The organism is Candidatus Buchananbacteria bacterium (assembly GCA_013359225.1).
Classification (GTDB): Bacteria; Patescibacteriota; Patescibacteriia; order Buchananbacterales; family UBA6539; genus JABWCG01.
Genome location: JABWCG010000001.1, coordinates 308,911 through 329,019 on the forward strand (window position 1 = coordinate 308,911; position 20,109 = coordinate 329,019).

Sequence of the window (20,109 nt, forward strand, 5' to 3'; positions counted from 1 at the left end):
CTATGGCCGAAAAAGAAGTCCAAAAAATTAGTCTGACATTTCTTAGTTGTCCGACGTGCGGCGGCCAGGGATACCAAAACGGCAAACACTGCCTTGATTGCGAGACGGTTAGTGTAATCGCCTGGGACGGCAGCCGGGTGTTGCAGTGGGGTAAAAAAATAGATTTTTTGCACATTGCCCAGGAAAAACTGGAATTAACGGTCAAAAACACCATCAATTTTTTACTGTTATTGGTTGGGCTGGTTGGTGTTGCTTTTCTGGGGTGGTTTATTTATGATTTCACTCAAACTAAATTTACTCTCAACCAAATATTGTCGGCGCATGACTGGCGCTTATTATTATTTTGGCTTTCAGTCTTGACTGACGGCTATTTATACTACCGATTTCAACGAGAAGTGGAAAAAATCAGTTATATTCCGAAGAAAAAATTTGATCAAGCCCCTGTTCAGTTACCGGCCGTTACCTGGCCGCAGGCAAAAAATATCGGCAAAGCCAAAAAAGAAGAGATTTCAAAATATTTTAATTTTGAAGCCCAAACGGCGATTTCCAAAGCTTGGGAATTGGCGAATAAATATGACGACGCTTATGTCAATCCAATTCATTTGTTAATTTCTCTGTTAACATTCCAGCAAACGCAGATTATTTTCAGTCGTCTAGGGATACCATTCAATAATTTGAAAAGTAAAATCAGGAATAATTTAACATTTCAATCGCCAAAAACTCAAGATCCGGTTGCTTTTTCTCAGTCAGTCTGGCAAATCATCTACAACGCTTATTTTCGAGCATATCAACTCCGGCAGAAAAAAGTTGATGTTACCGAATTGCTTGAAGAATTAGCCAATCAGGATAATGAAGTTAAAGAATTATTATACGATCTTAATGTCACAAGTGATAAAATTCAAAACGTTGTCGCTTGGCTCCGAATCAGAAAACAACTAACCGAAAACTGGAATCGTTTTCGTCGTCGCGCGTCGCTTAAGCCAAAAGGCAATATGGACCGGGCAATGACGGCCATTGCCACGCCGGTAATTGACGCTTTTAGTAACGATATGACTTATTTGGCGCGCAGCGGGTATTTAATGCCGTGTGTTGGCCGGGAGCAGCAAATTGAAGATATTTTTAATATTATGCAGGGCGCTAACCGCCGCAGCGCTTTACTGGTCGGTAATCCGGGAGTTGGCAGAAACACCATTGTTGAAGGAATTGCCAATTTGATGGCCGAAGAGGCAGTGCCGGAATTTTTACAGGATAAACGACTGGTCAGTTTAAGTATTGCCAAGCTCGTTAGTGGTACAACACCAACCCAAGCCCAGGAGCGACTAATGATGATCATTAATGAAATCAGACGGTCGGGCAATATTGTTTTATATATCAATGATATTCATAATATGGTTGGTATCAGTGCCGGACAGCAGGGGAGTATTGATCTTGCCGATGTTTTATCACAGGCACTTAACACTAATACGGTTTTAGCAATCGCCAGCACCACCCCAAATGATTACCGACGCTACCTTGAAGGAAAAAGTTCAATCGATAACGTTTTTCAAAAAGTTGAGATTAAAGAAGTGTCCGGCAATGAAGCAATTCAAATTTTGGAATCAAAAGTCGGATCATTTGAATATAAAAATGAAGTTTTCTTTTCTTATGATGCCATTGCCCAGACTGTAAAATTGTCCGAACGCTACCTTCATGACCGCTATTTGCCAGAAAAAGCCATTGAAATTATTGAGGAGGTTTCCGCTGTCGTCAGACAACAAAAGGGAAAAAATGCCATTGTCACCGCCAATGACGTCGCTTTGGTTGTTTCCAGAAAAACCAATATTCCTTTAACCGAAATTACCCAAGAAGAGTCGGCAAAACTACTGGGCCTGGAAGATAAAATCCATCAAAGAGTCATTGATCAAACCGAAGCCGTTAAAATGGTTTCAGCTGCTTTGCGCCGCGCCCGGGCCGAAATGAGAGACATTTCGCGGCCGATTGTAAACCTGCTATTTTTAGGACCAACTGGTGTTGGAAAAACTGAATTGGCCAAAACCGTCGCTGAAGTTTATTTTGGTGACGAAAAAAACATGATCCGGCTTGATATGTCAGAGTATCAGGAAAAGTCCAGCATTTCGCGCTTGATTGGCGCGCCGCCCGGTATGGGGAGCAGTGAAGGCGGTTATTTATCCGAAGCAATCAGAAAAAATCCGTTTTCACTGATCTTGCTTGATGAGTTAGAAAAAGCACACCCCGATATTCTCAACATCTTTTTGCAAATTATGGACGATGGTCGCTTGACCGATAATATCGGCCGGACTATTGATTTTACTAACTCAATTATCATCGCCACATCAAACGCCGGCACCAGATTCATCCAAGATAAAGTTAAAGAAGGTCAAAGTGTTGAACAAATTAAACAACAGCTAATGGATGTTGAATTGCACCAGTATTTCCGGCCGGAATTTTTAAACCGGTTTGACGGTATTATTGTTTTCAAGCCCCTATCAATTCAAAACGTTGAAGAAATCGCCAAGCTGATGACCAAAAAAGTCGCCAAAAATCTTGAAGAAAAGGGTATTACGCTGGAAGTCGAGCCGCAAGCGTTAGCGGAATTAGCACAGCAAGGCTATGATCCGGAATTTGGCGCCAGACCGTTACGAAGAATTATTCAGGAAAAAGTTCAAGATCCGATTGCTAACGAGCTTTTAGCGGGAAAAATTGGCCGCCGCGATACAATTATTTTTGGCGTCGGTGGTCGTATTAATGTTATTAAGGCCAAAGAAATATAACCGTCTTTCACAATGATCTACTTACTAGCCGTTTTAACGGGCACTGCGTTTTCCCTCATTTTAACCCCGTTTATCAGAAAACTTGCTCTTCATCATCAGATTGTTGATTTGCCAAACCCGAGAAAAATTCATTCTACACCAACGCCACTACTCGGCGGTTTGGCGATTTTTTTCGCGTTTTTTTTCAGCACCTTAATTTTTTGGTTTGCCGGCTATATTGAAGACAGCCGAATAACACAAACACAAGTTTTAGCTATCTTGTGCGCCGGCGCAGCATTAATGATTGGCGGGGTACTAGACGACAAATTTAATCTCAAGCCAGCACAACAAATCATCTGGCCTCTTATTGCCATCGCTTTAATGATTACTGCCGGCGTCAAAATTCAATTTGTTACCAACCCGCTTGGCGGCGTGCTGGAATTCTCGTCTTTATTAGGAGTTATTACTGCCAGCCTGTGGATTTTAGGAATGATTTATACCACTAAATTTTTAGACGGTTTAGACGGCTTGGTGGCCGGTATTACCACCATTGGAGCCACTATTATTTTTATTGTCAGCTTATACTGGGACGTACCATTATCTGGCACCTCAATCTTGTCTCTTATCCTGGCTGGCAGTTGTCTGGGTTTTTTAGTTTTCAACTGGCATCCGGCAAAAATATTTCTTGGAGAAGGGGGCAGTATTTTTTGCGGCTTCATGTTGGGGACCTTGGCTATTATTTCCGGCTCAAAAATTGCCACAGCGCTGTTGATTATGGGTGTGCCAATTCTCGACGTTGCCTGGGTTATTGTTCGCCGAATTTGGGAAGGCCGTTCACCGGTTTCAGCAGACCGCAAACACTTGCATTTTCGTCTTTTAGATATTGGCCTAAATCACCGCCAGTCAGTTATAGTATTATATCTGATTACGATTGCATTTGGTACAACCTCGCTATGGCTTCACTCTAAAGGAAAAATTATCGCTTTAGGAATTTTAGGAATCTTTATGGTACTATTAATTACCAGCTTAGTCTGGACATATCAACAAAAAATTAAAAATGACCAAGCAACAAAAAATTAAATCCCTCCTGCTGTTTTTCGGCTTAATTGTTGGGCTATTGATTATCTACCTTGCTAACCAACATTTTGATAAAGGCACTGTCGCCCTTAATGGCAACCGCGTTAAAGTAGAAATTGCCAGCACCCCGCAACAATGGGCCCAAGGCCTTTCAAATCGTGACGGTTTAAAGCAAAATAATGGTTTATTGTTTGTCTACCCGGACTATCTCTACCGCAATTTTTGGATGAAAGATATGAAATTTGAAATAGACATTATCTGGATTGCGGAAAATAAAATTGTCGGCATTGAAAAAAATGTGCCACTACCAACAACTGTCCCAATTCCAACCTATCGGTCCCCAAAACCAGTCAATTACGTTTTAGAAGTAACCGCCGGGTATGCCGACCAGCACCATCTGCAAATCGGCGATCCAGTAATATTTAACCTATGAAAGTAATCTTGAAAAAAATAGGGAAGTTAGAAATCATTATTTTTGTTTCCGGTTCAGTGGTAATGGTGCTTGAACTTATCGGTTCAAGAATCGTTGCGCCGTATCTTGGAACTTCAATTTTTGTTTGGGCATCATTGATTGGTATTATTTTAGGCGCTTTAAGCTTAGGCTACTATCTTGGCGGGCGGTTTTCCAAAACTAATCCGAATCTCCAATTTCTTGGTCGCACTTTACTTTTGGCCGGTTTATCAATTCTGCTAATTACCCTGATCCAAAAACCGGTTCTCACTCTTGCCATGCAGCTTGGCGTAAAGACGGGTTCGGTGGTGGCAACGCTCGGCCTGTTTACCATTCCCAGTATCATCATGGGTATTGTGTCGCCGTATGCCATTCGTCTAAAAACCGACACCGTTGAACACGCCGGAGGTGTCGCCGGGAATTTATATGCTCTCTCAACTATTGGCAGCATTGCCGGAACTTTTTTAGCCGGGTTTTATTTAATACCAACGTTTGGCAGTCAGCAAATCCTTTTTGGGCTCAGTATTACTCTCATTCTAGTTTCTCTTTTGGCTAATAAAAATATCTTTAGTTTCTTGATTTTATTATTAGCATTTAACCTGCTTGGTTTTTCTTCGTTAACTGATTCAAAATTTGTCTATGAATCAGAAAGTGCGTATAACCATATCATTGTAAAAGACGGCGTTGATAAATCGGGCCGCCAGGTTAGAGCCCTATATTTGGCAACTGAATTGCATTCAATTATCTACAAAGATTCAACTGAGCTCGCCTCAAAATACCATCAAAATTATGCTTTAGATACTTTATTTAAACCAGACATCGCTACGGCGTTGAGTTTAGGCGGCGGGGCATACGTTGCACCTCAAGATTTTTTGCGCCGTTTCCCCGACGCCAAAATGACTGTGGTAGAAATTGATCCTGAAGTTACCGCCGTTGCCCGTGATTTTTTTGGGTTAAAGTCCAATCCGCGGCTAACTATCCGCCACGAAGATGGCCGAATTTTTCTAAATAATAATCAAGAAAAGTTTGATGTCATTTATGGTGACGCCTTTGCTTCGTACTATTCAATCCCGTTTCAACTGACAACAGCAGAGGCAGTAAAAAAAATGCATGATGCACTGACTGACGACGGCATTTTAATTTTAAATGTTATTTCCGGCCTGGATGGCGACCGCGCAAAATTTTTAAATGCTGAATATTTAACTATTAAACAGTACTTCCCACAGATCTATTTGTTCCCCGTTGATTTTCGTGACGAGGCTAATTTTGATAAAATCCAAAATATTGTTTTGATTGCGACAAAAAATTCCAATCGGCTTTCAAAAGAAGAGATGTTGAATCTGGCAAATGCTAATCAAGTCCCATATGTTAATAATCTTTGGGAACAGCAACCAAATATCAAACCGACTGACCGGATTCTAACTGACGATTTCGCACCCGTTGACTACTATATTTCAAAATTTCTCTAGGTTTTACAAAAACTCAAAACTCCCGGTACGCTGGCGGCAGCAAAGGCTGCTTTTTTGTTCCAATTGAAACCAGCCCCAATCAACGGCTGAGGCTAAAAAATTAACTCCATTAAAAGTCCTCTTTTAATACCCTTGACTTTTTTCACCCAAACTTATACACTGTAGGAGTTACTAAATTTTAGAAATTTTTTGCTAAATTATGTCACTAGCTGTTATCAAAACCGGCGGAAAACAATACCTCGTTAAAACTGGGGATAAAATTAAAGTTGATAAAATCAACGGCAAAAAACCGGGTGAAATGATCAAATTAGACACCCTTATTATTACAGATGAAAAAGGGGATAATGTTGAAATCGGTAAACCACTATTAAAAACAACTGTTGAAGCTAAAATCATTAAACACAGTACTGATAAAAAAATCAGCGTAGTTAAATATAAGTCAAAGACTCGCTACCGCCGCAATGTCGGCCATCGTCAGCAGTATTCAGAAATCCAGATTGAAAAAATTTAACTTTCAACTATAAAAACAAGCGCTCGAAGCAAATAGCTCGGGCGCTTTTGTTATGCCAAAAGATCAATTATTGTTCCGGTCGCCCCGTCTTCAGCGCGACGTCGACGGCGACCAACATAGGGATTTCGACGACGAAGTTCAGTTTCGGTTTGGTGTTCAGTAACAGCCGTCGGGTTAACCATTGTCTGTCTTAAAACAGATTCAAAATTGGTTTCGGCATCCTGACGATGTCGTTCGGCTGTTTTGCCAGGATCATCCTGATCCTTAATGACGACTGTCAGTCGCTGCAACCCTACCCCCAACTGGGCGGCCGCGACGGTCTGATGCCCAGTGCTTTTGTCTAAAAGCAGGCCCGGCAAAGGAGTGATTTGCATAGTAACACCTCCCTGGTTTCAGGTTAAATGCTCCTTAAAGCTCTCGGCGTCCTTTGAGAGCATTAGTCAAAGTAATCTCGTCGATATACTCCAGATCACTGCCGATTGGCAAGCCTTGCGCCAGACGAGTGATCTTAATTGTTTTAAACTGTTTAAGTAGTTTTGTCAAATACATGATCGTTGTTTCTCCTGACATATCTGAATTTAGTGCCAAGATAACCTCTAAAACATTATCTTGCTTAATCCGACCAACCAACTCACGAATTTTTAATTGTTCCGGCGTAATACCATTAATGGGGTCAACAACGCCTCCTAATACGTGATACGTTCCCTGGTACTGATTAGTGCTTTCTAGAGCCACCAAATCCTGTGGCTTGGAAACCACACAGACAACCTTATTGTTTCTTTTAGTGTCAGCACAGATAAAACAGGGGTCTTCTGAAGAAAAATTATAACATTTACGGCAAACTGTGACCGCATCCTTAAGCTGGCTGATATTAGTTGCTAATGTATTCAAATATTCTTTGGGCTGTTTGAGCAAATGAAAAATCAACCGCTCTGCTGTTTTGGGGCCGATGCCAGGCAGGCGGGAAAGCTGAGAAATAAGCTCCCTGATCACTCGTGGATATGGAGTCATTTATGATTTACTATTAACTGAATAAATTAAGGTGATTGAACCGACCCAGATCGGCGCTAAAACCGGTAAAATTACCTCAATTGAAATATTAAAAAAACTAAGCGCCCCGGCACATAGTCCAGTAATAATCGTACCAATTAAAACAGCGGTTAGTAATGATTTCTTTTTATTAACTGGACGATTATGTGCCAATGATGGCAAGACCGGTGAAATTGGCTGAGGGGGTAGGTGAGGATGAGCATGCCTGTCGGCATGCTCGTGCGGTAGTGGTGGTAAGGGCATAAAATTAGAATGGAATATCGCTGTCGCTAATTTTGCTGGCAACGCTCTTAAAACTGACGTGTTTTTCGTCAAAGAAAAGTCTTAGTTTTCCGGTTGGACCGTTACGGTGTTTAGCCACCAAAACTTCAGCCAAATTGGCTTTGTCAGGCGGTAAATCCTGCTGGTACATTTTTTCCCGGTAGATAAATAATACCACATCAGCGTCTTGCTCAATAGATCCTGATTCGCGCAAATCGGCCAAGCGAGGAACGTGGCTATCTCGGGATTCAACCGACCGAGACAGCTGCGACAGTGCCAATACCGGAACGTTTAATTCGCGAGCGATTGCCTTAAGGTTACGGGAAATTTCTGAAACTTCCTGAACGCGGTTTTCTTTGCCACGCGAGCTGCCCTCCATTAACTGTAAATAGTCAATAACAATCAACCCTAAACCATGCTCGGATTGCAAACGCCGTGCTTTAGTTCTGATTTCCATCACGTTTGAATTAGCAGAGTCATCAATGAAAATTTTTGCTTCCGACAACAAAGCCATTGCCTTGTTAATTTTGGAAAAATCATCATTTTCACCCTGGTCGGTCAATTTACCGGTTCTCATTTTCCACAAGTCCACGCCGGCTTCTGAACAAAGCATTCTATCAACCAATTGTTCTTTTGACATTTCCAAGCTAAAGATACCGACTGTTTCTTTTGATTTAATTGCCACATTTCGGGCAATGTCCAAAGCCAGCGTCGTTTTTCCGACTGACGGCCGCGCGGCTAAAATAACCAGGTCGGATTTTTGCAACCCAGCCAAAATATTGTCGAGGTCGGGAAAATGAGTCGGTACGCCGCGTAATTTTCCAGATTCTTTGTGCAGATCGTCAATCCGGTCAAACGTTTCAACCAAAACTTGATCAATTCCAACAAAACTGCGTTTAATAAATTTTTGCGAAACACTAAAAAGTTTTTGTTCTGCCTGATCCAGTAGTTTATCAACCGCTTCAGTTTCCACATAGCCTAATTCAGTAATTTCGGAAGCGGCTCGAATTAATCGACGCAAGGTTGCTTTGTTTTGGACAACTGAAGCGTAGTGAACAACATGACTGGAAGTAGGAACGCTATTAGCTAGACTGGTCAAATACCCCTGGCCACCAATCAAATCAAGCTTCTTTTTTTCCTCAAGCCGGCTGGCAAGGCTTAATAAATCAATTGGCTCCCGACGATCATAAAGCTCTCTGATATTTTCAAAAATAATTCGGTGAGAATCTTTATAAAAATCATCCGGACTGATAATGTCGGCAATTTTCACGATTGATTCTTTATCAATCAATAAACAGCCTAAAAGCGACTGTTCCATTTCAGTATTTTGCGGCGGAATTTTACCGATTATTTCTCCTATTTGAGCCATAAATTAATAGAGTTGATTTTTGAGTTTATGAGCAACTTAATCTTACACGATACCGCGGCATGGTTCAAGGCAGATATTTCCCCCAGATTATCCACTGCTTTAAGGGCAGAATTATTGCCTAGTTAACTGTTTTTTGGTATGATACATCTGTCTAAAATATTAAATTTAAAATATGAAACTTATTTTCAAAGAATGGTTTAAAATTTTAATTTCAATCTGTATCATTATCGCGACCGTAGCTGTGGTGCAATACTTTTTCTTCTTCTTGCCAGAAGAACGAGATTACAATCGCCGAGAAGCCAAGCGGTATGAATGCAAACAAGACATTCAAGGTTTGTACAGCCAATATAATGCATCAGCTAACGGACTTGAACAGACTGATGAGAATAAACAGCTTCTCTTTTCATTGGCACTTAACCTTGGCTTAATTGATGAAAACGGAACTCCGATTGAGCAAGATCAACTAATCGAAAAGTGCCTGCGAGGCGAGCTCTAAAAATTAGATCAACACCTCTTAGCAAGAGCAAGGCATAATTTTTGCCAATATGCACGGAGGTTTACTTAATTTATTTTTTGGCAACAAGCTTGGTCTTGATTTTTCCAAAGAAGTTTGTTAGCATATTTTAGTTGATTGATATATTGGGTCCATAGCTCAGTTGGTAGAGCAGCTCCCTTTTAAGGAGATGGTCGGAGGTTCGAATCCTCCTGGACCCACCAGATACCGCTTAGAGGCGGTTTTTTGTTTTTAGTCTATTTTTTATCTAGCGATAATTACATTTTTTTGTTATAATAAATTAAGTAATTGCCACTAAAATAAACAAAAAATGGAAAAAACACTCTGGCACACTTTGGCGATCAAAAAAATATTTGAGGAGCTAAATAGTTCCAAGGATGGGATCAACTCTCCAGAGGCGGAAAAACGCCTCAAAAAATTCGGATACAACAAGCTGGCCGAAGAAAAAAAACTCTCTGGATTAAAAATTTTTCTTAACCAGTTTAAGAGTCCGCTGGTTTATGTTTTGTTCGGTGCCGCCGTTATTTCTCTACTACTAAAAGATTTTCTTGATGCCGCCGTTATTATGGTGGCTGTTTTTATTAATACAATTCTTGGGTTTTATCAGGAAAATAAAGCAAACAAATCAATTACTTTCCTAAAAAAATTAGTAGATCATAAAGCCAAAGTATTACGCGACGGACAAAAGATTGAAATCGACAGTAAGTTATTGGTTCCTGGAGACATTATTTTTATTGAAGCCGGAGACAAGATTCCTGCTGATGCGCGACTAATTAATACCGAAGGACTTCAAGTAATTGAATCAGCACTAACCGGCGAGTCGGTTGCCTCAGATAAAAATTTAACTGTTTTAGACAAAGGAATTGGCTTGGCCGAACGTGAAAATATGGTTTACAGCGGTACCATCATTGCCGCCGGACGGGGTCAGGGTATTGTTTGTGAAACCGGCATCAATACGGAAATCGGAAAAATCAGCCAGATGGTTAAAGATACCAAGGAAGACAAAACGCCGCTCCAGCTACAGCTGGCAAAATTCAGTCAAAATCTTACCTATCTAGTAATCTTTTTATGCTTAGTGATTATTGTCATCGGCCTGGTTCAGGGACGGCCACTTTTTGGCGTGGCGGCTGAAGCCAGAGAAGGAATGCTTACCACCGCCGCGGCTATTGCCGTCGCGGCCATCCCCGAAGGCCTATTAGTTTCAGTTACGGCCGTATTGGCTATTGGCATGCAGGCGATTTTGCGGCGCAAGGCGTTGGTTCGCAAACTGATTGCCGCCGAAACTCTGGGTGGTGTTTCAATTATTTGCACCGATAAAACCGGAACGCTCACCGAAGGCAATATGCAAGTTTCAATGATCATCACCGCCAGTGATGAAATTTCAACAACGCAAGATCTTCGCTACCAAAGCTCCGCCAACCTCAAAGACCATGATTTAATGATGAAAATTTCAGTCTTATGTAATAACGCCGTTATCACTAATCCGCGCGACCAACTTGAAAATTGGGAAATGCTGGGAGCACCGACCGAAACCGGATTGTTGCTGGGCGCAATCCAGGCCGGCATCCCATACCAAAAAATTACCAAAGAACAGCCCCGATTGGCGGAAATACCGTTTAGTTCCGACCGGAAATATATGGCGACACTTAATCGTCTGGACAGCAAAAAAAATGTCGTCTACGTAAAAGGCGCGCCGGAAAAAGTGATGGCCATGTGCTCTCAGGTCAGAACCGACGGCAAAAAAGTTAAACTGACCGAAAAACAATTGCGATCATTAAAAACTAAATACGAAAAACTTACCGGGCAAGGATTACGCCTATTGGCCTTTGCTTATAAAAAAACCGCGCCGGAAAAAGATGACTTAACCAAAGAACTTAAACAACTAGTCTTTTTAGGGTTTATTGCCCTTAAAGACCCCTTGCGCAAAGAAACAAAAGAAACTTTTCAGCTGGCAATCCAAGCTGGCATCAGGCCGATTATCGTTACCGGTGATCACCGCTTAACGGCCCAGGCAATTGTCTCTGAATTAGGGCTTAAAGTTTCGGAAAAAAATATTATTGAAGGACCACAGCTTGACGACATCACCGACGAGCAACTTGAAAAAATGGTTAAAGACATTGATATTTATGCGCGCGTTGAGCCGCGGCATAAACTTCGCATCATCAAGGCTTGGCAAGACCGGGGAGAAACCGTTGCCATGACTGGTGACGGAGTTAACGACGCACCGGCATTGAAAGCCGCTGACATTGGTATTGCGCTTGGTTCAGGCACTGACATTGCTAAAGAAACTTCCGACCTAATTTTACTTGATAACAATTTTAAAACAATTGTCGCCGCCGTTGAACGCGGCCGGGTGGTTTATGAAAACATCAAAAAAATATTAATTTACCTTTTGGCCAACACCTTCGCCGAAATGGTGTTGATTATCGGATCATTAATACTGGTTTTGCCGCTGCCAATTTTGCCGGCACAAATTATCTGGATTAACCTGATTACGGATAGTCTGCCAAACTTAGCGCTGACTTTTGAAAATGGCGAAAAAGAGGTGATGAAAGATAAACCGCGCAAAAAGACCGCCAAAATCCTGGATGCCAACATGAAATCATTAATATTCATTATTGGTATTTCAACCGATCTGGTTTTGCTGGGTCTTTTCTTCATTTTAGTCAATCTCACAACTTTAGACATTGATCAAATCAGAACAATTATCTTTTCTTCAATTGCCCTGGCATCCCTGATGTACGTATTCTCATGCCGCAATCTGCGCCATTCGGTCTTCTTAAAGAATCCTTTTGATAACAAATTTTTAAACTTGGCGGTTATTATTGGCGTTTTGGTTCAAATTCTAGCAATCTACCAGCCAACCTTGCAAAAAATTCTTAACACGGTGCCACTAAGCAGCCACGAATGGCTGATCGTCTTGGCTTTGGCTACCATTAAGATAATTTTTATTGAAATTGGAAAATATCGCTTTATTGTTAAGCCACGTCTAGCCTAAAATTATGACGGATAAAATTGTTTACCAAAATTTAATTTTAAATGACGATGAATTGGTTGTGGCGACCATTAGGCAGTCAATGCTGCTGCTTGGCAAAAAACTGATTATCCCGATCATCATGATCATTGGCGCATTCTTTCTTTTGTATCCGCTTTTTAGCTGGGGCGACCAGGGGATGGTTATATTTTTTGCCTTAATTGTTGTTGGCATAATCGGCCTGATGCGGTTAATCCTGATATGGTACTGGCAAATCTTGGTAATTACCAACCAAAGAGTAATTGATGTTGATCGTCCGGGATTGTTTCAAAAAATTGTTTCCGAAACCGACTTAACTAACGTTCAAGATGTTGTATACAAAAGTCGGGGATTAGTTCAAATTCTAGCTAAAATTGGCACAATCAAAATCAAACTAGCAGATCAAACCACTATTGAAGTTCAAGGAGTTTCAAAACCCCGAGTTATTCAGCAGTTGATTCTTCGCCTCAAGGCGGAATTCCACGGTTTAGTGCCGTCACTGGACAATCTGACAACCGAGCAGTTGATTATGTTGCTTAAAAACATCCGAAACACTTTAGGAGAACAGCAATTCGCGAAAGCTATTCTAAAAGATTTTGAATAATAGTTTACTTAAAAGGTAAAAATCTGTTATAATATAATCGTATCTAAAAAAGAAAAATAAAGTGGAAGATTTTAAGAAAACTCATAAAAAGTGGCGAAACTTTTTAATTTTTGCTGTTTTGGTAGTGCTTTTATTGATTGGCGGCTTGAATTTTTATCAAAGCTGGTCTCGCACTAAGGAAGTAAACAACGAAATCTCCCAATTGCAGGAAGAAATCAAAAATCTTGAAAAAAACAACAAAGAATTCCAGGAGCTGATTGAATATTTTAATTCTGATGCCTATATTGAAGAGCGCGCCCGACTTGATTTGGGACTGAAAAAAGACGGTGAAAAAGTAGCCGTTATCCCTAAGGGCAATGAAACGGCCGACACCAGATCGCAGGAAACCCAAACAAAAAACCGCTCGAATTTAACTAACCCGCAAAAATGGTGGGATTATTTTTTCAACTAACCTATGGCTAACCCAATTAAAGAAAAAACGCCCGATCTGGACGAAACCGAAATCAGCCGCTTGCGGGATGCTGTCTTAAAATGGGTGGAAGCAAAAAAACAGGTTCCTGTAAGCCAACCAAAGCCCAGCGTCAAAAAACCGGTCAGTCCGAAGCCAAGTTCAGCGGTACTAAAGCCGGCACCAAAGGTTTTGGTAAAACCAGCAGTCTCAAATCAACCGCCCAAAATTGCCTTGCCTGAACCGGACAAAAAAATCAGCCTGCCAAGTCCACGACCGAAAAAACGGCTTAAAAAAATAATAGCGGCTTTAATTGCTTTGTTTATCTTTAGCTTGGTCATTTTTGGTGTCGGGCTATACTACTTTAAGTGGCAAAACCAATTCACTAAAGCGGTAACAAAATTCATCCCATATCCGGTCGCGCTGGTTAACTGGCAGCCGTTATTCTACTATACCTGGCAAGACCAGGTTGATACCCTGTGGAATTTTTACCAACGTGAAGGGGCTAACGATTCGTCGCTTCTTATTCCATCATATTCCGAAACACAAAAGCATATTATTGATAGAATGATTGAACTATCACTCATGAACCAGTTGGCCGACTCTTATGGCGTGAGCGTCAGCGCGGCAGAAGTCAAAGAATATGTTGATTCATTAATTAAAGAAATTGGCAGCCAAGAGGCTTTGGAAAACCAACTTAAAGATTTATACCACTGGAGTTTGGACGACTTTCAGCATGAGATTATTGAACCAGTCCTGCTAAAAAATAAATTAGCTATTGCCATTGTTTTAGACGACCGAATTAACAAAGAGGCTCACGCCAAAATGCAAGAAATTCTGGAAACGCTTCGCAGCGGCGAAAAAACTTTTGAAGAGTTAGCTGAAATATACAGTGAGGACGTCACTGCTTTACAGGGAGGGGATTTAGGTTACTTCAGTCGGGGACAAATGGTTAAGGAGTTTGAAGATGCCGCCTTCAATCTTAAGCCGGGTGAAGTTAGCGATATTGTAAAAACCCAGTTTGGCTACCATCTGATTAAAGTTGAAGAACAATTATTGGACGAAAACGAAACCGTAGTGCAGGTCCGGGCAAAACATATTCTGATCAGGGGCGTTGATTTCAATCAGTTTTTTGAGAATTTCCGCAATCAGGCAAAAGTCTGGCGTTTCGTTAAAATATAGCGTAACTAAAAATCGTATCGTTTTGGAGCCGACCGTGGGAATCGAACCCACAACCTACGGTTTACGATACCGTCGCTCTACCAATTGAGCTAGGTCGGCCAACAAAAAAATACGATTTATTAGTTTGAAATGTCACCACCCAAGCGGGTGAGCGGAGTCGAACCGCCGTCTTCAGCTTGGGAAGCTGACATAATAGCCGTTATACGACACCCGCTTAAGCAGTAACACTTCAAAGTATTTTAGATTATAATTCATTTTTTTAAATAAGAAAAGACCAAAACAAAATGATCATTTTCCGAAATCTAAGCAAAATTTATCCGCCCGATGTGGCCGCTTTAAAAAATGTCAATCTGCACATCAAGCCAAAAGAGTTTGTTTCAATCGTCGGCCGCAGCGGTACCGGAAAGACCACCATGATGAAAATCTTAACTGCCGAAGAAAAGCCGACAAAAGGCAATATCATCGTCGGCGGTTGGGATATTACTAATATTAGGCCGTCTGAAGTTCCTGTCTTGCGCCGTCAAATCGGGGTGGTTTTTCAAGATTTCAAATTATTACATAAAAAAACCGTTTTTGAAAATATTGCTTTTGCGCTCCAAGTTTCCGGCGCGGACCGAAGAAAGATCGACGAAATTATCCCACAAGTCTTAAAAATTGTCGGCCTCAACGGCAAAGAAGACCGCTATCCGATCCAATTGTCCGGCGGCGAACAGCAGCGCGTTGCCATTGCCCGCGCCTTAGTTCATCGGCCAAAAATTCTTATTGCCGATGAACCAACCGGAAATCTGGATTCAATCAACACCCGGGAAATTGTTGATTTACTGCTCAAAATTAATGAGTTTGGAACCACGGTGGTTATGGTTACCCATAACCGAGAAGTAGTTAATTCAATCAACAAGAGAGTTATCACTATTGATAACGGCGAAGTTGTTTCCGATCAAAAAGTTGGTAAATATTTATTATAATCTATGACGCTATCATCACTCTACCGAGTTATCATTTTTGCCTGGCAAAGCTTTTGGCGCAACATCTGGCTTTCGCTGGTTACTATTACCATCATCGTCCTGACATTTGTATCAATAAACTTTTTAATCGTGGTCAACATCATTACTGATTCGGCAATTGAAATTGTCAAAAACAAAGTTGACGTCAGCCTTTACTTTCGTCCTGATGTAACTGAACCGCAAGTTTTAGAAGTCAAAACTTATTTATCATCATTAACCCAGGTGCGAGAAATTGGGTATGTTTCACAGCAACAAGCGCTGGAAAATTTCCGCCAACAGCATCGCCAGGACACCAACATCATTGAATCACTTGCCGAACTGGAGGAAAATCCAATCGGTGCGACCTTACAGGTAAAAGCAAAAAACATTCAAGATTATCCAGAAATTATTGACGTTTTGAATAATTCAAAATATAACAATTTGATCCTGGATAAAAACTACGATGACCACAAAGTATATATTGAAAAAATCAAAAACTTTTCCGACAATATCAAAACTATCGGCTTGTTTACTTCAGGAACCTTCGCTCTGATAGCACTGCTGATTGTTTTTAACACCATCCGAGTTGCAATCTATACTCATCGTCAAGAAATTGCCATCATGAAGCTGGTCGGCGCCACTAATTGGTTTATTAAAGCGCCGTTTCTAGTTGAGGCAATTTTTTATGGCGTTATTTCCTGTATTATCAGTATTGCTGTTGTGTATCCGGCGATTGGGTTAATTCAACCTTATGTTAATAATTTCTTTTTAACTGAAGAGTTTAACATCACTGGATATTTCAACGAAAACTTTTTCCTGATATTTGGACTGGAAATTTTGGTGATTATTTTCCTCAATATTGTCAGTAGCAGCATCGCCATGAGGAGGTATTTAAAAGTCTAATTTAGACACTTAATTGACTATTGACAGTGGAAAAAAATTCACTTAAGGTATAGAATTGTAAAATCAGTTTTGGAAAACTACAAAAGTCAGTTTAGGGGTAAAGTCTTAGCAAGGCGCACCCCGCACTAGTGCTCGGGGGTCGTCTAATGGTAGGACAGCGGGTTTTGGTCCCGTCAATCTAGGTTCGAATCCTGGCCCCCGAGCAGTGGTGCGGGGCACATAACAAGTTTATTTTTAAACTTACATACTATATGGAAATCCTAAATTATATTTGGGAATTCTATCTCTATATACCGCTATTCAACTTCTTAGTCTGGCTATACCTGACCTATTCTTGGTTTAATCTTGGTATTTCAGTCATTATTCTTACCATCCTTCTTCGGTTTGCCCTTTTGCCATTTAGCATCTTGACCGAGAAGGGGAAACTAGTCAGCATGAACTTGGGCAAGGAAGTAGCCGAGATCAAAAAAGATTTTGCCAATGACCCGGTTAAACAAAAGCAGATGATCAGGAATCTGTTAAAGAAGAAAAAGATTCGGCCGTGGGCCAAAGCCATTGTTTTAGGAGTGCAAGGTCTTGTCTTGCTCTTGCTGTATCAGGTTTTTTTGGGCGGTATTAATACCGAAGCCAAACTGCATCTTTTATACCCCGACATTCCGCGACCGGATTTTATCAACACCAAATTTTTATGGTTTGATATCGCTCAGCAGGACTTAGTTGCTTCAGCGCTAGTTGCTGGCTACATTTTTGCTCAAAGCCTGATTGGCGCCTATAACCGCAAAGGTAAGCTGTCAAAAAAAGAGCAAATCTTTCTGATTTTTTTCCCGGCATTTATCTTTTTAATTCTGGCGGTGCTGCCGTCGGTTAAATCAATTTTCGTTTTGACATCATTCATTTTTTCCTCTATAATATCAATGTTTACGGCTATTATTAAAATAATGATAACGCAGGCTAAGAAAAAGCCTCAAAGCTCATAAAACCATATGTCTGACGAAGGTTTGGATAAGCTAATGTACTCATTTGTTGTCGAAGACGTCCTGAAAGGATTTTTTATTCACGTCCCACCAGGATATGTCGCGGCAGTATACGATTTGGGCCGGGGGGTCTTGAAAAAAATCTATAAACCGGGCCTCCATCTCAAAATCCCGTTTTGGCAAAAAGCCAAACTGTTTAATACCCAGACGCTTGAGTACGATATCAATAAAAAATTTGATGCTGATAAACCGGAGCTGCTCGGCGACCTGCCGATAACTGCCACCAGCAAAGACGGCAAAAAAATTTCAATTGAAGGCACAATTCTGATGCGGCTTGATCCGGAACAAATCCCGGAAATTTGGCAGGGGATTGGCGAAAAATTTGTTGAAAAAATTATTCGTCCGACTATTCAAAGCCGAATGAGAATGATCGCCGCCAAATACGACCTCCACGAGATTTCCACCAGTAAGCGCGGCGATGTCGAAGTTGATTCCCGCCAAGAGCTTGAACGGATTTTATACCCGCGCGGAATCTTTGTTGAAAATGTTTTACTTAAAGAAGTCTATTAACACTAACAGTTTCAAAAACCCCGGGCTCCAAGCCCGGGGTTTTATCTTAAACTTAAATAAATATGAAAGAGTTAATTATTGCATCTAATAATCCGGGCAAGATTGAAGAAATCAACAATGTTTTAAAAGGCTTGAATATTACCATTAAAACTGTTCGAGAAGCCGGCCTCACTGAAGAAGCGCTGGAAGACGGGACCACTCTTGAAGAAAATGCTCTTAAGAAAGCTCATTTCGTCGCGAAACGCCTGGGCACATGGGCGGCCGCTGACGATACTGGCCTTTGTATTGAAGCTTTGAATGGCGCACCCGGTGTTTATAGCGCTCGTTGGGCGGGTGAAGGTGCTGACGAAAAAACGATGATTGATTTTGCTTTAAATAAACTAGCCGACGTACCAGCCGGTAAGCGCCAAGCATATTTTGAAACAGTAGTTGCCCTAGTAAGCCCAACGGGGGAGCACTGGCTGTTCTCGGGTAAATTACCTGGACAGATTGCTTTTGAAGCAAAAGGTAAACTGCGGCCAAAACTACCCTATAGCATGATTTTTATTCCCGATGGATTCACTAAGACTTTTTCTGAAATGACTGATGAAGAAAAAAATTCTGTCAGCCACCGCAGTATCGCTTTTAGAAAACTCAAAGAATTCCTCAAAGAAAAAAGCCACGAGGGTGTGGCTTAAGGTAACACTAGCTATAAAGAACTTCGGCGATCTCCACTGCCGTTAGCGCCGCACCACGCAACAACTGGTCGCCGCAAACCCACAGCAGAATGTCGCCATTCGGAGTCACTCGAATCCGGCCGCATCCAACTTCTTCTCGTCCCTCCATGTTTAATGGCATGGGGTAGATGTGCGAAGCCACATCGTCCAAGACAACAACACCGAAACTTTCGCTCAGCAGTTGGCGTACTTCTCCAACAGAAGGGCTGGCGTCGACTTGAACGGTCAGCACTTCGCTGTGGCACCGGCGAACCGGAACGCGGATGCAGGTTGCGTAAAACGGCACAGTGTCCTTGAACAGGATTTTACGGCTCTCCCAAGCGGTTTTCATTTCCTCTTTGGTGAAACCGTCCCATTCAGCTTGAGCAACGTCAATGCGTGCCAAGAGATTGCCGGCCAAAGGATACGGCGTGGAACCGGTGGAACCGCTAGACGGCGGCAGACCGTTTTGAGCCCAGTAAGAGGTCTGGGCATCAAGATCGTCAAGCGCTTGCTTGCCCGCACCCGAGGCCGCCTGATATGACGCGAGGTCAACTCGCTGAATCGACCACGCGTGGTGAATCGGCGCCAAGGGCATCAAGGCAATTGACGTCGTACAGTTTGGGCATGCGATAAGACGCTTGCCGATCATGTCCCTCTTGTTGATTGAGGGAATAACCAACGGCACGTTGTCATCATACCGGAAAGCCGAACTAAGATCGATTATGACCGAACAGTTGTTGGCTCCCAAGATTTGAGGAATCCACTCGCGGCTGACACCAGCGCCAGCAGCCATAAACACCAGTTCCGCGTCGCGGAACAAATCAAGTTCCAGACCGGTGATAACTGTGTCACCAACCGGCGTCTTGATTGTTTCGCCAACCGAGCTGCGGCCGGCGACAACCAGGTTAAGCGGCTTAATTTCATGCCGCCCCATGGTTTCCAACAATACTCGGCCGACCATTCCTGATCCGCCAACCACGACTGTTTTTCCGATTTGCATAATGATCATGCTCCCTAGGGTTGCAAAAAAGGACAAACAAATAGTAGGATTATCTTAATAAAAATCGGCCCTTTTTGTCAATTAAGTAAAACCGAATACATTTTGTATTCACTTATTTTTTTATTCAATCTAAGTTATCCACCGTTTTTTTAACTATACTTTTTAGGAGGTAATTTCCGAAAACCTTGTCAAGTTTTTTTGTGAAAAAACTGTGTATTATTTAGTACTAGATAAAACCAACAAAAACCAGCCGGGAAGCACTTGTCAATTTAATTTCCATTT

20 protein-coding genes and 4 tRNA genes are annotated in these 20,109 nt (G+C 41.7%); 17 read left to right on the forward strand and 7 right to left on the reverse strand.

The genetic code is table 11. The features are described 5' to 3' along the window. Nucleotides 1-2: 2 nt before the first annotated feature. From HUU49_01645 to rplU, 5 genes are all read left to right on the forward strand, one after another. Entirely contained in the window at nucleotides 3-2,771 is a 2,769-nt protein-coding gene (locus tag HUU49_01645) for an ATP-dependent Clp protease ATP-binding subunit (GenBank protein ID NUM25310.1), read from the forward strand. A gap of 12 nt (nucleotides 2,772-2,783) precedes the next feature. Next, the gene (locus HUU49_01650; GenBank protein ID NUM25311.1) at nucleotides 2,784-3,830 is read left to right on the forward strand and encodes an undecaprenyl/decaprenyl-phosphate alpha-N-acetylglucosaminyl 1-phosphate transferase; all 1,047 of its coding nucleotides are present in this window, start codon (nucleotides 2,784-2,786) and stop codon (nucleotides 3,828-3,830) included. Further along, complete coding sequence (locus tag HUU49_01655; protein ID NUM25312.1) at nucleotides 3,808-4,260, forward strand: DUF192 domain-containing protein; 453 nt, start codon at nucleotides 3,808-3,810, stop codon at nucleotides 4,258-4,260. Before HUU49_01650 ends, HUU49_01655 begins: the two co-directional genes overlap by 23 nt. Next, complete coding sequence (locus tag HUU49_01660) at nucleotides 4,257-5,747, forward strand: fused MFS/spermidine synthase (protein NUM25313.1); 1,491 nt, start codon at nucleotides 4,257-4,259, stop codon at nucleotides 5,745-5,747. The genes HUU49_01655 and HUU49_01660 overlap by 4 nt, the downstream gene beginning before the upstream one ends. Nucleotides 5,748-5,946: 199 nt before the next feature. Further along, on the forward strand, nucleotides 5,947-6,258 hold the full coding sequence (gene rplU / locus HUU49_01665; GenBank protein ID NUM25314.1) for a 50S ribosomal protein L21: 312 nt from the start codon (nucleotides 5,947-5,949) through the stop codon (nucleotides 6,256-6,258). 50 nt (nucleotides 6,259-6,308) lie between these two features. On the opposite strand, the gene HUU49_01670 is transcribed toward rplU, so the two are convergent. Genes HUU49_01670 through dnaB form a run of 4 tightly spaced genes read right to left on the reverse strand, consistent with a single transcriptional unit; the run spans nucleotide 6,309 to nucleotide 8,938 of the window. Beyond that, nucleotides 6,309-6,632: a hypothetical protein gene (locus tag HUU49_01670; GenBank protein NUM25315.1), complete on the reverse strand. Its 324-nt coding sequence runs from the start codon at nucleotides 6,630-6,632 to the stop codon at nucleotides 6,309-6,311. Nucleotides 6,633-6,666: 34 nt separating this feature from the next. Beyond that, nucleotides 6,667-7,269 carry a recombination protein RecR gene (gene recR, locus HUU49_01675; protein NUM25316.1) on the reverse strand — a complete coding sequence of 201 codons (603 nt, stop codon included), beginning with the start codon at nucleotides 7,267-7,269 and terminating at the stop codon, nucleotides 6,667-6,669. Next, nucleotides 7,270-7,551 (reverse strand): hypothetical protein, encoded by a 282-nt coding sequence (locus HUU49_01680; GenBank protein ID NUM25317.1) that lies wholly within the window; start codon nucleotides 7,549-7,551, stop codon nucleotides 7,270-7,272. It lies immediately after the preceding gene. A gap of 4 nt (nucleotides 7,552-7,555) precedes the next feature. Beyond that, the gene (gene dnaB / locus HUU49_01685; GenBank protein ID NUM25318.1) at nucleotides 7,556-8,938 is read right to left on the reverse strand and encodes a replicative DNA helicase; all 1,383 of its coding nucleotides are present in this window, start codon (nucleotides 8,936-8,938) and stop codon (nucleotides 7,556-7,558) included. Between the two features lie 172 nt (nucleotides 8,939-9,110). Between dnaB and HUU49_01690 the strand changes: the two genes are divergently transcribed. The 6 genes from HUU49_01690 to HUU49_01715 all read left to right on the forward strand — a co-directional run bounded on the left by HUU49_01690 (nucleotide 9,111) and on the right by HUU49_01715 (nucleotide 14,699). Continuing rightward, on the forward strand, nucleotides 9,111-9,434 hold the full coding sequence (locus HUU49_01690) for a hypothetical protein (GenBank protein NUM25319.1): 324 nt from the start codon (nucleotides 9,111-9,113) through the stop codon (nucleotides 9,432-9,434). 145 nt (nucleotides 9,435-9,579) lie between these two features. Next, nucleotides 9,580-9,655: transfer RNA gene (locus tag HUU49_01695), tRNA-Lys, on the forward strand. A 107-nt stretch (nucleotides 9,656-9,762) separates the two neighbouring features. After that, the gene (locus tag HUU49_01700) at nucleotides 9,763-12,450 is read left to right on the forward strand and encodes an HAD-IC family P-type ATPase (protein ID NUM25320.1); all 2,688 of its coding nucleotides are present in this window, start codon (nucleotides 9,763-9,765) and stop codon (nucleotides 12,448-12,450) included. Nucleotides 12,451-12,454: 4 nt separating this feature from the next. Then, nucleotides 12,455-13,069 (forward strand): PH domain-containing protein, encoded by a 615-nt coding sequence (locus HUU49_01705; protein NUM25321.1) that lies wholly within the window; start codon nucleotides 12,455-12,457, stop codon nucleotides 13,067-13,069. A 61-nt stretch (nucleotides 13,070-13,130) separates the two neighbouring features. Further along, on the forward strand, nucleotides 13,131-13,520 hold the full coding sequence (locus tag HUU49_01710) for a septum formation initiator family protein (protein NUM25322.1): 390 nt from the start codon (nucleotides 13,131-13,133) through the stop codon (nucleotides 13,518-13,520). A gap of 3 nt (nucleotides 13,521-13,523) precedes the next feature. After that, the gene (locus tag HUU49_01715) at nucleotides 13,524-14,699 is read left to right on the forward strand and encodes a peptidylprolyl isomerase (protein NUM25323.1); all 1,176 of its coding nucleotides are present in this window, start codon (nucleotides 13,524-13,526) and stop codon (nucleotides 14,697-14,699) included. 23 nt (nucleotides 14,700-14,722) lie between these two features. On the opposite strand, the gene HUU49_01720 is transcribed toward HUU49_01715, so the two are convergent. Together HUU49_01720 and HUU49_01725 are read right to left on the reverse strand one after the other, a co-directional pair. Then, nucleotides 14,723-14,798 (reverse strand) — tRNA-Thr (locus HUU49_01720). A gap of 43 nt (nucleotides 14,799-14,841) precedes the next feature. Then, nucleotides 14,842-14,913: transfer RNA gene (locus tag HUU49_01725), tRNA-Gly, on the reverse strand. 70 nt (nucleotides 14,914-14,983) lie between these two features. Here HUU49_01725 and ftsE point away from each other — a divergent pair. From ftsE to rdgB, 6 genes are all read left to right on the forward strand, one after another. Next, nucleotides 14,984-15,664 carry a cell division ATP-binding protein FtsE gene (gene ftsE / locus HUU49_01730; GenBank protein NUM25324.1) on the forward strand — a complete coding sequence of 227 codons (681 nt, stop codon included), beginning with the start codon at nucleotides 14,984-14,986 and terminating at the stop codon, nucleotides 15,662-15,664. Between the two features lie 3 nt (nucleotides 15,665-15,667). Then, nucleotides 15,668-16,585, forward strand: a complete 918-nt coding sequence (locus HUU49_01735) for an ABC transporter permease (protein ID NUM25325.1) — start codon at nucleotides 15,668-15,670, stop codon at nucleotides 16,583-16,585. A 132-nt stretch (nucleotides 16,586-16,717) separates the two neighbouring features. Further along, a tRNA-Gln gene (locus HUU49_01740) sits at nucleotides 16,718-16,788 on the forward strand. A gap of 48 nt (nucleotides 16,789-16,836) precedes the next feature. Continuing rightward, on the forward strand, nucleotides 16,837-17,562 hold the full coding sequence (locus tag HUU49_01745; protein NUM25326.1) for a YidC/Oxa1 family membrane protein insertase: 726 nt from the start codon (nucleotides 16,837-16,839) through the stop codon (nucleotides 17,560-17,562). 6 nt (nucleotides 17,563-17,568) lie between these two features. Next, nucleotides 17,569-18,129 (forward strand): prohibitin family protein, encoded by a 561-nt coding sequence (locus HUU49_01750; GenBank protein ID NUM25327.1) that lies wholly within the window; start codon nucleotides 17,569-17,571, stop codon nucleotides 18,127-18,129. A gap of 62 nt (nucleotides 18,130-18,191) precedes the next feature. Further along, a complete protein-coding gene (gene rdgB / locus HUU49_01755; protein ID NUM25328.1) occupies nucleotides 18,192-18,806 on the forward strand; it encodes an RdgB/HAM1 family non-canonical purine NTP pyrophosphatase in 615 nt (204 codons plus the stop codon). Between the two features lie 7 nt (nucleotides 18,807-18,813). Here rdgB and HUU49_01760 read toward each other — a convergent pair whose 3' ends face one another. Next, the gene (locus HUU49_01760; protein ID NUM25329.1) at nucleotides 18,814-19,827 is read right to left on the reverse strand and encodes an aspartate-semialdehyde dehydrogenase; all 1,014 of its coding nucleotides are present in this window, start codon (nucleotides 19,825-19,827) and stop codon (nucleotides 18,814-18,816) included. Nucleotides 19,828-20,109 lie beyond the last annotated feature (282 nt).

What these genes read in the sequence shown, in the direction of transcription:
- HUU49_01645 (NUM25310.1), top strand. Translation starts at nt 3, where the DNA reads ATGGCCGAAAAAGAAGTCCAAAAAATTAGTCTGACATTTCTTAGTTGT.
- HUU49_01650 (NUM25311.1), top strand. Translation starts at nt 2,784, where the DNA reads ATGATCTACTTACTAGCCGTTTTAACGGGCACTGCGTTTTCCCTCATT.
- HUU49_01655 (NUM25312.1), top strand. Translation starts at nt 3,808, where the DNA reads ATGACCAAGCAACAAAAAATTAAATCCCTCCTGCTGTTTTTCGGCTTA.
- HUU49_01660 (NUM25313.1), top strand. Translation starts at nt 4,257, where the DNA reads ATGAAAGTAATCTTGAAAAAAATAGGGAAGTTAGAAATCATTATTTTT.
- rplU (NUM25314.1), top strand. Translation starts at nt 5,947, where the DNA reads ATGTCACTAGCTGTTATCAAAACCGGCGGAAAACAATACCTCGTTAAA.
- HUU49_01670 (NUM25315.1), bottom strand. Translation starts at nt 6,632, where the DNA reads ATGCAAATCACTCCTTTGCCGGGCCTGCTTTTAGACAAAAGCACTGGG.
- recR (NUM25316.1), bottom strand. Translation starts at nt 7,269, where the DNA reads ATGACTCCATATCCACGAGTGATCAGGGAGCTTATTTCTCAGCTTTCC.
- HUU49_01680 (NUM25317.1), bottom strand. Translation starts at nt 7,551, where the DNA reads ATGCCCTTACCACCACTACCGCACGAGCATGCCGACAGGCATGCTCAT.
- dnaB (NUM25318.1), bottom strand. Translation starts at nt 8,938, where the DNA reads ATGGCTCAAATAGGAGAAATAATCGGTAAAATTCCGCCGCAAAATACT.
- HUU49_01690 (NUM25319.1), top strand. Translation starts at nt 9,111, where the DNA reads ATGAAACTTATTTTCAAAGAATGGTTTAAAATTTTAATTTCAATCTGT.
- HUU49_01700 (NUM25320.1), top strand. Translation starts at nt 9,763, where the DNA reads ATGGAAAAAACACTCTGGCACACTTTGGCGATCAAAAAAATATTTGAG.
- HUU49_01705 (NUM25321.1), top strand. Translation starts at nt 12,455, where the DNA reads ATGACGGATAAAATTGTTTACCAAAATTTAATTTTAAATGACGATGAA.
- HUU49_01715 (NUM25323.1), top strand. Translation starts at nt 13,524, where the DNA reads ATGGCTAACCCAATTAAAGAAAAAACGCCCGATCTGGACGAAACCGAA.
- ftsE (NUM25324.1), top strand. Translation starts at nt 14,984, where the DNA reads ATGATCATTTTCCGAAATCTAAGCAAAATTTATCCGCCCGATGTGGCC.
- HUU49_01735 (NUM25325.1), top strand. Translation starts at nt 15,668, where the DNA reads ATGACGCTATCATCACTCTACCGAGTTATCATTTTTGCCTGGCAAAGC.
- HUU49_01745 (NUM25326.1), top strand. Translation starts at nt 16,837, where the DNA reads ATGGAAATCCTAAATTATATTTGGGAATTCTATCTCTATATACCGCTA.
- HUU49_01750 (NUM25327.1), top strand. Translation starts at nt 17,569, where the DNA reads ATGTCTGACGAAGGTTTGGATAAGCTAATGTACTCATTTGTTGTCGAA.
- rdgB (NUM25328.1), top strand. Translation starts at nt 18,192, where the DNA reads ATGAAAGAGTTAATTATTGCATCTAATAATCCGGGCAAGATTGAAGAA.
- HUU49_01760 (NUM25329.1), bottom strand. Translation starts at nt 19,827, where the DNA reads ATGCAAATCGGAAAAACAGTCGTGGTTGGCGGATCAGGAATGGTCGGC.